At 58.3% G+C, this 16,560-nt stretch carries 12 protein-coding genes; all 12 read right to left on the bottom strand.

Annotated elements, in window-relative coordinates; all coding sequences use genetic code 11:
- Window positions 1-2,023, bottom strand: a 2,023-nt coding sequence (locus RSSM_RS00840) for a heavy metal translocating P-type ATPase (RefSeq protein ID WP_008673414.1), incomplete at its 3' end; no start/stop codon positions are given.
- Window positions 2,020-2,967: a sulfite exporter TauE/SafE family protein gene (locus RSSM_RS00835; RefSeq protein ID WP_008673413.1), complete on the bottom strand. Its 948-nt coding sequence runs from the start codon at window positions 2,965-2,967 to the stop codon at window positions 2,020-2,022. The genes RSSM_RS00835 and RSSM_RS00840, both read right to left, overlap by 4 nt.
- Before the next feature lie 58 nt (window positions 2,968-3,025).
- Window positions 3,026-3,517 carry a FixH family protein gene (locus RSSM_RS00830; protein ID WP_236620858.1) on the bottom strand — a complete coding sequence of 164 codons (492 nt, stop codon included), beginning with the start codon at window positions 3,515-3,517 and terminating at the stop codon, window positions 3,026-3,028.
- Window positions 3,518-3,592: 75 nt separating this feature from the next.
- A complete protein-coding gene (ccoG, locus tag RSSM_RS00825; protein WP_008673409.1) occupies window positions 3,593-5,155 on the bottom strand; it encodes a cytochrome c oxidase accessory protein CcoG in 1,563 nt (520 codons plus the stop codon).
- Window positions 5,156-5,227: 72 nt separating this feature from the next.
- Window positions 5,228-5,875, bottom strand: coding sequence for a cbb3-type cytochrome c oxidase N-terminal domain-containing protein (locus tag RSSM_RS00820; protein ID WP_008673408.1), 648 nt, complete (start codon window positions 5,873-5,875; stop codon window positions 5,228-5,230).
- The gene (locus RSSM_RS34045; protein WP_008673406.1) at window positions 5,872-6,048 is read right to left on the bottom strand and encodes a hypothetical protein; all 177 of its coding nucleotides are present in this window, start codon (window positions 6,046-6,048) and stop codon (window positions 5,872-5,874) included. Before RSSM_RS34045 ends, RSSM_RS00820 begins: the two co-directional genes overlap by 4 nt.
- A 101-nt stretch (window positions 6,049-6,149) precedes the next feature.
- On the bottom strand, window positions 6,150-8,507 hold the full coding sequence (ccoN, locus tag RSSM_RS00815) for a cytochrome-c oxidase, cbb3-type subunit I (RefSeq protein WP_008673405.1): 2,358 nt from the start codon (window positions 8,505-8,507) through the stop codon (window positions 6,150-6,152).
- 555 nt (window positions 8,508-9,062) lie between these two features.
- Entirely contained in the window at window positions 9,063-9,500 is a 438-nt protein-coding gene (locus RSSM_RS00810) for a hypothetical protein (RefSeq protein ID WP_008673403.1), read from the bottom strand.
- Window positions 9,501-9,530: 30 nt separating this feature from the next.
- Window positions 9,531-10,244 carry an RsmD family RNA methyltransferase gene (locus tag RSSM_RS00805; protein ID WP_008673402.1) on the bottom strand — a complete coding sequence of 238 codons (714 nt, stop codon included), beginning with the start codon at window positions 10,242-10,244 and terminating at the stop codon, window positions 9,531-9,533.
- A gap of 36 nt (window positions 10,245-10,280) precedes the next feature.
- The gene (gene purL / locus RSSM_RS00800) at window positions 10,281-13,307 is read right to left on the bottom strand and encodes a phosphoribosylformylglycinamidine synthase subunit PurL (protein WP_008673400.1); all 3,027 of its coding nucleotides are present in this window, start codon (window positions 13,305-13,307) and stop codon (window positions 10,281-10,283) included.
- Between the two features lie 49 nt (window positions 13,308-13,356).
- Window positions 13,357-14,253 (bottom strand): prephenate dehydrogenase, encoded by an 897-nt coding sequence (locus RSSM_RS00795; protein WP_008673399.1) that lies wholly within the window; start codon window positions 14,251-14,253, stop codon window positions 13,357-13,359.
- 195 nt (window positions 14,254-14,448) lie between these two features.
- A partial coding sequence (locus RSSM_RS00790; protein ID WP_044300410.1) for a c-type cytochrome occupies window positions 14,449-16,560 on the bottom strand: 2,112 nt, incomplete at its 5' end.

Genomic DNA, 16,560 nt, shown 5'->3' with positions numbered 1-16,560 from the left:
GGCTCACGATGTCGGGATGGTCACCGGAGAGGATGCCGACTCGGAATCGCTTCTTCCGCAACAATTCAATTGTTTCATGGGCATCGGGTTTGAGTGGATCGGAGATGCCGATGACCGCTTCGACGATCCCGCCCACACTGACGAGGATCGGGCTCGATGCCGTGCGCGTGCATTCTTCGATCGCGTCCTGCACTTCTTGACCAAGACCGAATCCTTGATTGCGGAAAAAGCCGGCACTGCCGACCATGATCTCGTGTTGTCCGATACGGCCGACCACACCCTGGCGATCAACCTTCTCAAGGACCGCGTCTGCAGGCATTTCCCGGCCCGATTTCGTTGCCATCCGAACCAAGGCGTCAGCAACCGGATGATTGCATTGGCGTTCGACCGCACCGGCGAGAACGACCGCGGTGGGCGATCCCCAAACCAACTTGCCGTCTGGGCGACCGCTCGTGAGCGTGCCGGTTTTGTCGAACCAGATTGTGCCACCTCGGGCGAGTTGCCCGAATGTGTTGCCGTCGCGAATGAGAACCTTGTGCTTCGCCGCTCGTCCGAGTGACACTGCGATCGCGAGCGGCGTTGCAAGGGCTAACGCACAGGGACAGGCAACAATCAGCAGAGCCGTCGCGTGAGATGCCGCCAGCGACCAACCCTGCGGAGCCCACCAGAGGAACGATCCGGCTGCGAGCAATGAAACAACGACAACAAAGATCCCGCCTACCGAATCGGCAAACTGCACGATCGGGATCTTTTCGCTGGTCGCGTCTTCGACTGATCGCATGACTTTCCCGATACGGCTGTCGCGTCCCGTTGCGATCACCCGAACATCGATCGGTCTTTGTAAATTCAATGTCCCCGCCGAGACCTCTTCGCCTGCACCTGCGTCGACAGGCAGACTCTCGCCGGTCAGCAATGAGCGGTCGATCGAGGTGCTTCCGTCTACGATCTCACCGTCGACCGGTATGTTTTCACCGGCACCGACGCGGACCAAATCGTCCTTCTGCAAAGCGTCTACCAAGACGGTGTCGGTCGTTTGATCAGGGTTCACGCGTGTTGCGTGTCGTGGCGTGATCCGCAACAGCAGGTCAACGGCCTTTGCGGCTCGATGCTGTTGATGAAATTGGATCCAACGACCGATCAGCAACAGAAAAACGAGCACCGCGAGCGAGTCGAAATACAGATGCCCTTCCCCGGTGATCGCGTTCACGGTGCCCACGACAGTTCCGACCGTCAAACCGAGAGCAACCGGCAAGTCCATGTGCGGAACGCGAGTTTTCAGCGACGCCAGTGCACCGGTGAAGAACGTGCGGCCGGGAAACAGCACCGCGGCGACACCCAGACCGGTACCAATCATTCGCATGAAGAAACGGTGTTCGGCGGCCACCCCGTAGGCTTCCCCCGCGTACAGAGCCACCGCGATCCACATTGCGTTGGCGGCGCAGAAACCCGCCAAGGCGATCTGTATCAGATGTCGACGGTTTTCGTTTTGAAAGTGCTGGTCGCGTTCGGTTGAGATTGGTGCGAGTTCGTAGCCGAGTCGGTCGAGTAGTCTCGCGATGCTGCTGAGTGTTGTCGCGGTCGGATCAAAGACGATCCGCATGGTGTGATCGCTCATTTTCACACGAGCGACATTCCATCCTGGTGTTCGCAGAGCAGCGTTTTCGATGAGCCAAGCACATGCGGCGCAGTGCAGGCCATGAACGGCGAGTTCGGTGCTGAGCAAACCGTCGTCTTGCAGTTTCGGTTTGGACGGTCCGAGAAATTCTTCGTTGTCAAAGACGTCGTAGCGTGATGACTGATCCTTCACACGTGTCGATGCACCGCTGCCGAGTTGATCTCGAAGACCATAGAAAGATTCCAGTCCCCATCCATGGATCAACTCGTAGGCGCCCCGGCATCCGTTGCAGCAGAAGATTTCCTCGGCGGGTTGGTCCGCGTAGCTGTCCGACGGTTCGCCACAGTGGATGCACGGACGCGTCACCCGTTCCCGAATTTTATCGGGAGCGTTTGATTGTTCGATCACGGTGAACTCGTCTGCTCTGCCGATGCGGCGTCGTCTGCCGTCTTCCCGGCACAGCACGGCAGCGGGGTTTTGGTGAGTGCATCAATTTGGTCTGCGATCGACGCAGAGGATGTCGAGCAACAGCAGGAACCTCCCGACGCACTGCACGAGCACGCACCACCCTCGCCGCATGCGCAGTTTCCTGAACACGACGTCGCACCGGGGGACTCGCTCTCGCCCGCGAGGTCGAGCGATACCGGCGTTTGGATGTCGGACAGGGAACTCAGTTTCGCAAACCCACGACCGGACGCAGTGATACCGCCGGTGACGATCAGCAACAGTGCGGTCACGACCGGGACAACGCGAACGAACTCATGAGAGAGCGTTTGTGTTCCCGCGATCAAGGCAGTCAGGGCGGGAACGGTTCCCACCCAAAACGCCGCCATCGTGACGCCGCCCATCAACACACTGCCCGTGCCGGCGGCAACGAGTGCGAACAGATACAGCCATCCGCACGGTAGGAGCGTTGTCAGCATTCCCACAGTCAACGCGCGGGCACTCGGTGGCAGGCTGAAAATATAGGGTCGCAGTTTGACCAACACACCACCGATCTTCGAAGGAGTTGGTCCGGTCGCGGCAATTTTGCTCGCAAAGAGCATCGTGCCCAATTTCCACGCGCCGATGAGTACCATCAGGGAACCGGCAACACGCGCGGCGGCGAGTTGAAATCCGAGTGTTTGGCCGCCGACATCGACGAGGCTGCCGATGCCACCGGCGATCAGTCCCGCAATCGTGTACGTGATCAATCGTCCGATGTGATAGAGCGACGTGGACGAAACAATTTGCATTCGCGAAGCACGCTCACCCGCTCCACTCGCCCAGATCGCCAACGGACCGCACATGCCCACGCAGTGCATGCTTCCCATCAGGCTGGCGGTGACGACGGCGGTGATCAGAATCCACATGGACGTTTATTTAATCGTAGGAATGATTTAGACGACGGCGTATACCGTGCGTGCTGTTTTACCGCTGAAACTCAAACGTCTGCGCGATCGTCATCGGCTTGCCCGCGTTTTGAATGTCGAGTTCGACTTCCCACAAACCGTCACGTCCCATGGGAGGCATCGCCATGTAACGGCCTTCGCCGATATTCTCGAGTTCAAACCGTTCGACGTTATCCGCCGCAGCGTGGTGGTACACCTTGGCGAGTATGTTCAGATCGGATACCGGTTGTTGGTTTTCGTCGGCGACAACGAACTGCATCGCTCGTTTGCCTCGGCCGTCGGCAACATCCGAAACCTCGAGGTTCACGTCCCATCCGAGCCTCGCCGCTTCATTGCTCGCCGCTAGGGACGCATCCCAGTTCAATGCCGCTTGGTGATAGTCGGGCACCACCGCGAGCGCCGGGTCGCCGATGGCGAGTTTCAGGGCGGTCCCGAGGATCGTGCACTGAATCGCGAACAGCAAGAGCACCAGTCCGGTGTAAAACCGTTTGGCACTGCGTTCGGCTTTCACTTCGGTTTCGTTCTTGGGTTTCAATGTTATGCCAGAGAGTGAGTTGTGTGGATGAGGCCCGAATGAGTGCGATCGCTAACGCGGTCCGAGAATCTTGAAGTCGATTTCGTCGGAATGGTCGCTTTCGTCACGAACAACCATGGTTGCTTGGGTGTTCCCTTTTCCTCGCGTCAGCAATGGTTTGAACTCAACGCTCAGCGGAACGAGGACGTTGCCTCCGGGAGGCAGTGAGAGCAATTCCTGTTGAATCACCTCAAGCGTAACGCCTTCCGGTTGGTCGATGGTGATTGTGTAATTCTGGTCGTCGTGCGTTCGGTTGACCAATCGTAATTTGAACGAGTTGTTCACCGAGCCATTGTTGTTGATCGAGAATGGCGCGCCTTTGCCTCGCAACAATCTCGCGTCAAAGCCGACTTTGCTAGAGACCGCGTAGGCGAAACCGCTCATCACCGCGAGGAGAATGATCGGGTACACGATGGTTCGAGCCCGCAGTAGCTTTTTAGGCTTTCTCGCAATCTCGTCTTGCGAGCTGTATCGGATCAAACCGGTCGGCAGGCCTACTTTCTCCATCACGCTGTTGCACGCGTCGATGCACTGCGTGCAATTGATGCACTCCATCTGCAAACCGTCGCGGATATCGATTCCCGTCGGGCAAACCACGACGCACTGATTGCAGTCGACGCAGTCTCCGGCGGGTTTGCTCGACGGACGCTTACCTTTCACGCGGGGTTCGCCCCGCACGGGATCGTACGCGACGATTTTCGATTGTTCATCGAGCATCACCGATTGGAAGCGACCGTATGGGCAGGCGATCAAACAGAGTTGTTCTCGGAAGATCAAAAAGTCAAACAGCATCAATCCGGTGACCGCTGCCATGACCAGGAACGCCGACGGGTGTTCCAGCGGGGACATTCGCACCCATTCGGCCAACCGATCGGTACCAACGAAGTACGCGAGGAAGGTATGCGCGAGAAACATGCACAGGACCACGTAGACCGCGATGCGTGCGACCGAACGAATGCCGCCCATGTTGGCTTTCGGTTTTCCACCTTTTCCCGAGGTTCCTTCAAAGAAGCGATCGATGGGGCGGAAGAGAAACTCCATGTACACCGTTTGGGGACAGGCCCATCCGCACCACGCTCGGCCGGCGATCGCGGTGATCAACACGATCGTGATGAACACCGACAACATTCCGAACGCAAGGATCAGCGTGTCGGTGGGATAGAACGTCTTGCCGAGTACCGTGAGTTGGCGTGACACGAGGTCCAGTAGTACGACCGGCTTTCCACCGATCCGCAAGTGTGGGATGGCCACAAACACGACCATCAGGATGTAGGCAACAACGCGACGTTTTTTCCACCAATCGCCCATCGAAAGTTTGGGGCGGAGCCATCGCCGACTGCCATCGCGTTCCAACGTACTCAGAACGTGTTCGTCGGGCGTCAGCAAAGCATCGTTGCTGGGGGCCGTCTTTTCAGACGGTGCTGCTTGGTTCGCGTGCGAGTGGTGGCTCGCGTCGTCGCGGTGGTTTTTTGAGTCACCGCTACAGGAACAATCCCCGCACTTCCCGCAGCCGCTCTCGTGGCTAGATGAACTCTTGCCGTTGGGGCCGATGGGGAGGGAGAATGCGTCGCTCATTGGACTACCAATCATGTGAGAACGGAATTCGGGCTGCGGGGAAAGAGCTCCCCGCAGTCCTCATTCCAAAAACTATTCTTCAGAGGATTCGGGCTCCGCCGCATCCTCACTACTCGCCGAGGGTTCAGGCCATGGCGGAATCGTTTTGCCTTCGGCGCCTCGTGGTCCTTCGAGGTTCTGGCCTCGCATGCTGGCAACGTATGACGAAACCAGAACGATTTCGTTCGGGTGCAAACGGTTAGACCATTTCGGCATTGCTCCCGCGGCCGCGCCGTTGTTGATGACCTTGGCGATGTCTTCGATCGTTGTGATGTTCTTGAAGTACTCGTCGGTCAGGTTCGGGCCAACTTTGCCCTGGCCGTCGCGGTCGTGACAGGAAACGCAGTGTGTTTGGAAGACGATTTTTCCAACACGGAGCCAGCTGTCTTTGCCCATGTATTCCACGAGCGTGGCTTCGGTGGGTTGCAGTTCGCCGATCTCTTCAAATTGCAAACGGGTATTCGCCGCCAGTGCAACGCCGTAACCGTCCTCGATCGAACGTCCGGGAGTCCCGCCGTGATAGTACAGCCAATAGAACGGGCAGAACGCGATCGTCGCGATGAACAACCACTTCCACCAACCCGGCAATGGGTTGTCAAATTCTTCGATACCGTCGTACGCGTGATCAGTCTTCGGTGCGTCGTCGACGATCGGTTGGTTTTCGGGGTGAGACGAACTCATTGACGCGGGTCCTCCACTTGATCGGTCAGTGGAATCGAGGCGAAGCGATCCGAGGCGTTTTGGCTCAGACGCATCGTTCCGTAAGTGATCGTGGCGAACGCGATCACGAAGAGTGCCAGGGCCCATTCGGCACACGCTGAATAATCCAACGCACAAACTAAGTCTTTAATCATCCGTTTTGATTCTCGTTCGAGAGGAATTGGTTGGTTTGGTTAATCTCGGACTCAACCCGAGGTCGAGAGGAGTCCGAGCGTGTGAAAGGAATGAACCTCAATTAGTCGACCTGCGACGCGTCGGATTCCAGCATCGCAACGTCGGTAGTTTCTTCGGCAGTGGCCTCACCGTCCGCTTCGGCGGGGACTTCCTCCGTCACCTCTTCGGCAAACAAGTCGATGCCGACACGTTGAAGGTAGGCGATCAACGCGACCGCTTGCTTCTCGTAGGTTTTCGCCGGACCACCCTGCTCAACAATTTCCGCCGCGATCCGTTCGGCTTGTGCCATTGCGACTTCGGCGGTGTTGTTGAGTTCTTCGTCGGTGTATTCGGCGCCCAGGTAGGCGGCTGCCTTAACGTGTGGGGCGATCGCGTCATACTTCATGTCTTCGGTCAACAAGTGTCCGTAGCTGGGCATGACCGATCCGGGAGAAACGTTTTCCGGATTCTCAAAGTGTGTCCAGTGCCAAAAACTGCTCTGTTTGCCGCCTTCCCGTGCGAGGTCGGGACCGATTCGGCGACTACCCCACTGGAACGGACGGTCGTAGATCGACTCGCCTGGTTTGCTGTATTCACCGTAGCGTTTCGTTTCCGAAACCATCGGGCGAATCATCTGCGAGTGACAGTTGTAACAGCCTTCGGAGACGAAAATATGACGTCCGGCGAGTTCCAACGGCGTGTACGGTTTGACCGTCGCGATCGTTGGAACGTTGGTGCGAATCAAGAACGTCGGGATCGCTTCGAACAACGTTGCCACGAGCACCGCGAATGTCACCAATACGGTGAACTTCACTGGCAAACGTTCCCACGTTCGGTGCCAGCCCATGCGGCCGAAGATGTCGAGTTTTTTACTCATCTCCAACACGGGAGCACCTTCGAGGTTGCTCGTTACTTTCGGTTCGGTGACGTTGTATTCCTTCGTTAAACGTGGTGCCGAGATGACAGGCACTTCGTATTGCGACGGACGGCTCATCCAAGTCATCAAGGCGTTCAGACCCAACATCAACGTACCGCTGACATAGAGAAGTCCACCGACGACTCGCAACCACCAAAGAGGCACGATCGATTGTGTTGTTTCGACGAAGTCCGGATACATCAGGTGACCGGTGTCATCCATCGCACGCCACATCCAACCTTGCATCAAACCAGCGGCATAGATCGGGATGATGTAGAGGAGGATCCCGAGGGTTCCGATCCAGAAGTGAAGGCTGACGAGTTTGTCGCTCCAGATCTTCGTTTGGAAAATTCGCGGCAGCATCCAGTACAGCATGCCGAACGCCATGAAGCCGTTCCAACCCAATGCACCGGAGTGCACGTGAGCGATCGTCCAGTCGGTGTAGTGGGTGAACGCGTTGATCGCTTTGACCGACAGCATCGGGCCTTCAAACGTGCTCATGCCGTAGAACGTCACGCCGACGACGAAGAACTTCAAAACCGGGTCGGCGGCGACCTTGTGCCAGGCTCCACGGAGCGTCAGCAAACCGTTGATCATCCCACCCCAACTCGGCATCCACAGCATCAAACTGAACAACATGCCCAGTGTGCTCGCCCATTCAGGAAGGGCCGTGTAGTGAAGGTGGTGAGGGCCAGCCCAAATGTAAATGAATACCAAAGACCAGAAGTGAATAATGCTCAGCCGGTAACTGAAAACCGGACGATCGGCTGCTTTGGGGAGGAAGTAATACATCAACCCGAGGAACGGCGTCGTCAAGAAAAACGCCACCGCGTTGTGGCCGTACCACCACTGCATGAACGCGTCTTGCACACCCGCGTAAACCGGCACACTGGCGAACCAACCGATCGGCACTACAAGGTTGTTAAATACGTGCAACAACGCGACCGTGACGATCGTCGCGATGTAGAACCAAAGGGCAACGTACATGTGCCTTTCGCGACGATTGATCAACGTCATCAGGAAGTTGCCGCCGAAAATAAACAACCAAACAACTGCGATCAGGATATCGATCGGCCACTGCAGTTCGGCATATTCACGGCTTTGTGTGATCCCGAGCGGCAGCGTGATCGCGGCGAGCACAATGATCAGTTGCCATCCCCAAAAGTGCATCCGGCTCAATGCGTCGCTCCACATCCGAGCCTTACACAGTCGCTGCGTGCTGTAGTAAACGGCCGCGAAGATCGCGTTGCCTGCAAAGGCGAAGATCGCCGCGTTGGTGTGTAGCGGTCGCAGACGTGCAAAGCTGAAATACTCCAGCCCGCCTGCCATTCCCGGCAAAATCAACAGCACGGCTACCAAGAGCCCCGCGAGAGTCGCCACGATCGCCCACACGATGGTCGCCGTAGCAAACATACGCACGATCGAATCGTCATAGCTGAATTGTTCCATGCGACCTGAATCGGTCGCGCCATGGCTTTCGACTGCCCCGCCCTGCGGTGCATCGGTCGACGTCACTGTCGCCATCTTTTTCCTCTGAGTCGGTACGAAAAATGGCGCCAACTTTGACGCCAACTATGGAGTGTGCAAATACGACGGTTGCGTGGTCGCGCGATTGCTCGCCACGGTTACAACAATCATGGTGCCAAACGGCAAAATTCTACCCGGCTTTTCGATCGCCATACAACGTTTGTGACACAATGCACGTGTATGAGCCGAATTAAGTGTGCCTGCCGCACATCTCACCCGACAAAATCATGCGAGCGAATACGCACGGGATCGCTTCTTCTGTGCGAGTTTGCACGCCGTGAAGCCAGTGGAGTGACCGTTGAGGCCACATAGCAGAAGATAACGCGCTTCACTGCTAAAGGAAGTCGCAGAGTCATTTCGTCGCAGGCGATTCTGCCGCGTCGTAACGTGTGGCAATTGAGCGAGTCGGTGTGCTTCCGAGGCACGCTACATCGTGCGATGAGACGTGCGGTAAAACGTATCGGATGCCTACCTAATTACCGTAGCTACATTCGCCCGGATTCAGGCCACCGAAGTCGGGCGACATCGGCTGCATCGTTTTGAAAAAACGCTCTAGCCGCGGATCTTCAGGAAGCCGCTGATGACGACAATCGCTGCGGCTAAGAACACCACGACGCCGATCCACTTTGACTTGTTCGCACGCATCGAATCGAACCGAGCACTGCGTCCGACGAGCACCGACGCGAAGAAGAAGATCGCAAAAGCCATCAACATCTTGGCTCCGAGCAATCCGTGGTACAGCCCGTCGCCCTTGTGGTTCGGTATCGCACGAAAGTAATTGTAGAAACCGCTGATCAAAAACAACGCGATACCGCCGTGGATGAATCGTTTCCATCGCCCATTGATCGCCAAGGCGAGCTGTTTGTGGGCTTCCTCGGGCAGCGTTTTTGCACTCGGCAGCAGCACGAACAGCGTGAAGACACTGCCGCCAACGAGTGTGATCGCGGTCGCAATGTGAACGATGCGAGAGAGCGTGTCGATTAACAGCATGAGTCGTGGCCTTTAGCGAGCGAAGAGCGTTTACAGCGCGAGCGAGTCGGGAAGGTTCAATCCGCAATGGTTGCCGGGTTCAATGAACGCGAGCCGTGTGATTCCGTAGGCTCGGATGTCCCAATCGCCCGGTGGCAGATTATCCGTGTCAAACGTGTAGTCCGTCTCGGCAACGAGGATGCTGCCCGGAGGAGCGTGCCGCTGGACTCGAGTGATGATTGTGCAAAGTTTGGGGTAATATTCCGGATCCGTCCAAAACCGATACGGCGGGCTGAGGAACACGACCCACGGTGTGTCATCTCCGTCGGAAACGGCGAGCAATCGATCGGCGACGGTAAACGCGTCCGCGGTCAGCAGCGTGAACTTGGAATCCAGATCGAGCGAGTCGACCGTCTTGCGGATTTGGTCGGCGGCTCGACGCATCGGTTCGACAGCGACGGCGCGGATTGCCCCGCGGCTGATCGCTTCGAACGCGAGCACGCCTGTGCCTGCGAACAGGTCAAACGCGATCGTGCCTCGTACACCACGTCCGAGAATGTTGAACAGGTTCTCTCGAACACTGTCGCGCATCGGGCGGGTGAACTCTTCACCGTGATAAACGACCGTGCGGCCTCCCATGTCACCACCGATGATTCGGAGTTTCGTGGGTTTGGTTTTCGACCCCGGTTTTGCACCGGGCTTCCCCGGCGGGGTTTTTCTTCCGCCCGGTTTGGCTTTTCCGCCGGTCTTGGATTTCGACTTCATCGTGACTCGATTTCGTGTTGAATTCTCGGCGGTGGATCAGTGCCAATCTAACGGAGCCTGCCATGCGGCTTTGGCTTCGTCGATATTGACTTCGAGAATCGATTCGGAACCGTCTCGGATGGATACGTTGCCATCGGATGTGACTTCGCCGAGGCGTGCGATAGGAACGCCGGCGGAGGCGAAACGGTTGACAACGGCGTCCACGTTCGTCGGTTCCACTTCGATCAAGAACCGAGTGTTGGACTCGCTGAATAACACTTCCGCGGCGCTGAGTGGTTGGCTGTCTTCGCCCACGTCATCGCGAGGAACATCGTCGATCGCGATATCGAGACCGAGGCCTCCGGCGAGCGCCATTTCGGTGGCGGACACCGCGAAACCGCCTTCGCTCAAATCGTGACAGGAACGAATTTCTCGTTCCTTGATCGATGCGTGCACGGTCGCAAAGACATTCTTCGCGTAGAGCGGATCGACCTGCGGGACATCGCCGCCCTTCTCGTCTTCGACCAGGCTGTAGTGAGAACCGCCGAGTTCCCGCCGGGTGCGACCGACCAGCAGCAGCACGTTGCCGGCTTCTTTCAGGTCCATCGTGACCGCGGTGCGGACGTCGTCGATTTGGCCCATCGCACTGATCAGCAAGCTCGGAGGAATCGCGATCGTTTGCTTTTCGCCGTCGTCGCCGAAGTAGCTGAACTCATTGTTCAGGCTGTCTTTGCCGCTGACGAATGGGGTTTGCAACGCCACGGCCATGTCCTGGCACGCGATCGCGCTGCGGACGAGCGACCCGAGCGTTTCCGGTCGATCGGTGTAGCCCCAGCAGAAGTTATCGAGAATCGCAACTTTCGATGGATCGGCGCCGACCGCGACCGCGTTTCGCATCGCTTCATCGATCGCCGAGGTCGCCATGTGGTACGTGTCGAAATCACCGTAGTGCGGGTTCATGCCGCAGGAGATGACCAACCCTCGGTAGCTGTCGAGTTTGGGACGAACGACCGCCGCATCACCTGGGCCGTCGCACTGCGGACCGACGAGTGGTTTGACGACGCTGCCGGCTTGGACCTCGTGATCGTATTGGCGAATGACCCAGTGTTTGCTTGCCACGTTGTAACTGCCGAGGATCCCGAGCAGCGTTTTGCGGTTGGCATCGGCGGCGCGTTTTCCGATCGACAGCGACGTCGTCACCGGTGGATCGTAAACGGCGTCACGAATTACCGGTGGGCGACCGTCGTGCAGGAACGACATGGAGACGTCGCCAACGGTTTCGCCTTGATAGGTCAGTTTCAAACGACCGGTTGGAACGAATCGCCCGATCGTCGCCGCCTCAACACCCTCGCTCTCGCACAGGTCTTGTAGTTCATCCCATTTCGATTCAGGGACGGCGAACACCATTCGCTCTTGAGCTTCCGAAATCCAGATTTCGGTATAGGTCAAACCGTCGTACTTCAGCGGTGCTTTTTCCAACCAAACTTCCGCGCCGAGTTCCTCGCCCATTTCGCCGACGGCACTGCTGAAGCCGCCCGCACCACAGTCGGTGACGGCGTTGTATAGGCCGCGATCGCGAGCCTGCAGCAACACGTCGAGCACCATCTTCTCGGTGATCGCGTTTCCGATTTGCACCGCACCCCCGGAGAGCGATTCGGATTCGCTGGTCAGTTCCGCGCTGCTGAACGTCGCCCCGTGAATCCCGTCGCGTCCGGTACGTCCGCCCACGGCCACGATCAGATCGTTTGCCTTGACTTCTTTCTCTTCCATGCCGACCGGGATGATTCCGACGTTGCCACAGTAGACCAGTGGATTGCCCAGGTATCGACGGTCGAAGTAGACGGCGCCGTTGACGGTCGGGATGCCCATTCGGTTACCGTAATCACGGACCCCCGAAACCACGCCCTGGATCACGCGGCGTGGGTGCAGGACACCGGGGGGGAGTTCGTCCGGTGTAATGTCTGGTTGCGCAAAGCAGAACACGTCCGTGTTGCAGATCGGTTTGGCGCCCATGCCGGTACCCATTGGGTCTCGGATCACGCCACCGATGCCGGTGTTGGCTCCGCCGTATGGTTCCAACGCCGAAGGGTGGTTGTGCGTTTCCACTTTGAAGCAAACGTGGTCCATCTCGTCGAAGGTAACGACACCCGCGTTGTCTTTGAAAACACTCACGCACCAATCATTATCGCCGAGTGTGCGGCGGATGGTTTGGGTCGCCTCAAAGATCGTTTCTTTGAGCATGTTGTTGTACTGGCGTTCGTCGCCGCCCGGCGTTCCATCGGCCGACGGTCCGCGGTAGTGGATGCGGCCCGCGAGCGTTTTATGGCTGCAGTGTTCCGACCATGTCTGCGCAATCGATTCGAGTTCGATATCGGTCGGGTCGCGATCGAGTTGTACGAAGTGGTCTCGAATGGTCTGCATTTCGACCAAGGTTAGGTAGAGTTGACCTTCCTTGGACAGTTTCTCGAGCCCCTCGTCGTCGAGTTCGCGAATAGGGACACGCACCAATTCGAACTCGCCTTGTGACCCGACGCCGAGGCGGTCCATGTGCAAAGGGCCGACGACGTAGGTTTCGATCGAGTCGTTCGAAAGGGCGCGGCGGCAGACCGCTTCGAGGCCGCTTTCGTCGACACCGGAGATCCAGTATTTGCGGAACGTCTTCACCGCACCGGCGTCGAGACCGCTGTCGGCCAGGGCACCTTGGGTACTCGCAGCAACGGGATCCATCACCCCCGGTTTGCTCATCACGTGAACCAGATGGGGTTGTTCCTCGATACCTTTTTCGGCGAGCGATTCCATCAACGATTCAGGCGGTTCGGAAAGAGGATCTTCGAGCGAACCGTTGCCGTTGCCGGCCGACAAGCGACCCACGACGGTTCGTTCGGTGACCGCGTCGGCGAGCAACGTGGCTGCGATCTGTTGGGCCTGCTCGTCGCTGATTTCACCTTCGACGAGGTATCCACGGGCGGCAGCAATCGTGAGGTTGTCGCCGAGCCCGAGTTGGTGGATCTCGTCAGCGGTTTGCAATCCCATCCGATCGATTTGCTCGGGAGCCGGATGAATATCGATTTGCCAAAGCGGCATGGCTGGAAACTCTCTGGGAGGGGGCTACGTTGAAAATGGAGCTTGAGTGTTAGACGTCGGTCTGTGTGGAGGGAGCCGATTCGCGTTTTTCGCGTGCGTCACGAAGAAACTTCGTCAGTGATGGGGCGTCGCCGGTCCGGACGATATGGATCAGGTCGGCGAGCCGAACGGCGGTTTGTTCGAGCGTGTCGAGGATCGCCTCGCGGTTCTCGGAAACGATCGCGGTCCACATCCCTTCGTCACCGGCGGCGATGCGGGTCGTGTCGAGCCATCCGGTGCCCACCATCGGTATCGCTTCAGCAGGCAGTTGATTAGCGACGAGCGATGACATTAAGTGTGGCATGTGCGAGGAAATCGCCAACAGGTCGTCATGCCGCCGCGGTGACAAATGCACGATCCGGCCACCCGTCGACTCCCAAAATTGGGTGACGATGTCGACCGCGCCGGGGGCTTCGTGGCCCGACTCGGTGATCACAATCGGTTTGTCTCGAAACAGGTTACCGCAGGCGTGATCCAGGCCGGTTTTTTCGCTGCCGGCGATCGGGTGAGCGGCCACGAAACGCGCGGCGGCTTCGGGGACTCGATTGACCGCCTCGACGATTTGGAATTTGGTGCTGCCCACATCGGTCATCAGAACGCCCGGACATTGTTTGGCAATTTCGATCACGTAGTTCGCGATGCGGTCGACCGGCGTGGCGATCAATACGAGATCTGCCTGCGAGGCGGCTTCCACTGGGTCCGCGGTCACGGTATCGACGACCCGGTTTTCGATCGCGTTTTGCCGGGTTTCTTCGCGTCGGGCACATCCGATGACGCGAATGCCGGCATCGCCAGTGTTTTCGCGGACCGCCTTCGCGACACTGCCACCGAGCAGACCCAACCCGACCACGGCGATCGTACCGATCGAGGCGTCAGAGAAGTCGGCGTGGGGAGCAGGCGTATTCACAAGCGGCAGAATATCGCATCGCTCGCGGTCTGCTAAGTGGGAGAGTCCCGCGGGAAAGACACGCCCGGCTCTCGGTGCCGGGGCTCACCAGCCGAAATGCCTGGACGCAGGCGACCGGAGTTCTGCCGGAGCCGACCACCGATTCCGCCGGCGCCTCCGAAAAGCCCGCGGCGACGGCTTCTGTTTCTCCAGTTCCTATTGCTTCGGTTGAATTTGAACAGGCGACTGCAGATAGGCGATCAGGTCCGCAATTGCCTCGTCGTCGAGCGGTTGCAGCAGCCCGGATGGCATCGGTGAGTGATCGGTCGCGAACTCACCTTCGACTTCGTCGAGCCCGAGTGTTTCGGTTCGCGTTGCCGATGCGATCGTCAGGGTCCTGCGGGTGCGTTGTGTGATTAGGCCGACGAGGAGGCGTCCGTCGTTGGTCAGGACTTTGGTCGCGCGATAGTCGGCCCCGACCACCGCGTCCGGGTCGACAATGTTGCTCAGTAAATACTCCAGGTTGCCGCGCTGCGCCCCGGTCAAGTCAGGCCCGACCTGTTCACCGTTTCCGAACATCCGGTGACAGGACGCACACGCACGATCGAATAGCACGCGACCGGCCGAGCGATCGGCTCCGCGAATCCTCTCCGGCGTCAAGAGTTGGGTGAGCCGCTCGATCTCTTTGGTTCGCTCTTGGGAAGTTTCGCGAACGCGTCCCCAGGCCGTTTCGACGCGTCGACTGAGGTCGGCATCACCGAGGCTCGTCAACACGCGGATATCCGATGCGGTCAACGCCTCCTTGGGCAGTTTGCCTTTGTCGAGTCGATCGACGAGCGCCAACGCAAACGTCTTCCGCGTGCACAACAGCGCGATCACATTGGGACGCAGCGGGGCACGAAAACGGCCGTAGTTGTCCAGCAGTAATTCCGCAACGAGTCGATCGTCGATCGTTGCCAGCGATTCCGCCGCCGCAAGGTTCACGTGGGGGCTCGCCACCAGTGGTCGAGCCGATCGGATGATCGCGTGAGCAGAGAGGGATCCGGCGTGGTCCGATTCATGCAGGCTCGCGACAAGTCCTTCCAATGCGTTCAGCCGCGTCGTCAAGTCAACGGACTTGTCGTTAAGCGTCGCGAGCATCTCCTCCGGGCTCAGCCCCTCGCCAAAAAGCGTGTCGAGTCGATTGATAAGGTTCGGCGTTGCGATGTCCGTGCCCGCAATCCGGTGTTTGAGTTCACCCCAGGTCGGCGGCGTGTCGGCTCGGCGGATTCCGACGATCCCTTGCTCGATACCAACAAACATTGCCTGGCACCAATTTGCGTTGGGGGCGGGTTGTTTGATTTTGAGCAAGGCCGTTTCGATCAAGCCGTTGAATGCGTTCGGCGAGGTTTCGACCTGTTCGGCGATGCTGCGTGATAGGTACATTGTGAGTTCAGGGACTTGTGACGCCGAGGCAACCGCGACCATTTCGTCCGGGTGCGTTTGGGCGCGGCTCATCACGCCGTACCACATCATCTTCGGGATGTTGTGATCATTGATGTCTTGGGTGCCGCTGAGTTGCAACAGCTTGATCGCCGCCGCGGTTCGTTGGTCGATCGGCAATCGCTGCAATGTGGACGCGAGCGTCAGGCGGATCAACGCGGAGTCCTCTGCTCCCATCTCCCCAAACATTTCGACGAAGGTCTTCGCGTCTTGTTCGATCCGTGACCATGCCGCCTCGCACTGTTCGTGAGGTCCATAGACATCGTCAATCGGCCACTGCTGCGTCAAACTGCGGATCGCGGCAGCGCGGACGTGTTCGGAGGGATCAGAGAGGAAGGCAGCAAATTCGGCTGTCGGGGATCCTTGTTCGAAACCAGCAAGTCCGCCGAGGTTGTCGAGTGTCCAAAGCAAGCGGCATCGCAGCGATGGGGCGGTATCGGGGGTGTCATCCCGAGAGGCGTCCGGCGATCCGCTTCCGCTAGAGAGACCTGCTTTTGCACGAAGAATGTGCACGGCGTCGAGGCTGACGCTGCCACGGGCATTGAGTTCGCGAAGGCGCAAGGCGGCGTGGTGACTGAACCATCTTTCGTTGCCGCAGACGAGGTCAATCAACGCGGATGGCTCGTCGCTTGCGAGTTGGCTCATGCGTTTCTCACGCGTCTGCGAAGCCGCCTGCAGCTCTCGGTCGGTTTGTCTTGCAGTGATTTTGTAGATTCGTCCGCTGTTGCGATGCACTCCGGTGTGCTCATGGCACTCGCCGAGATCGCTCCAGTCCAACACGAAGACGTTTCCATCGGGGCCGGCTGACAGTTCCATGCCACGGAACCATTCATCGTCACTGAGGAA

Origin of the sequence: Aporhodopirellula sallentina SM41, assembly GCF_000346505.1 — a bacterium.
GTDB lineage: Bacteria > Planctomycetota > Planctomycetia > Pirellulales > Pirellulaceae > Rhodopirellula > Rhodopirellula sallentina.
The sequence above is the reverse complement of the archived record's forward strand: the minus strand, read 5'-3'. Positions and strand labels throughout refer to the sequence as shown.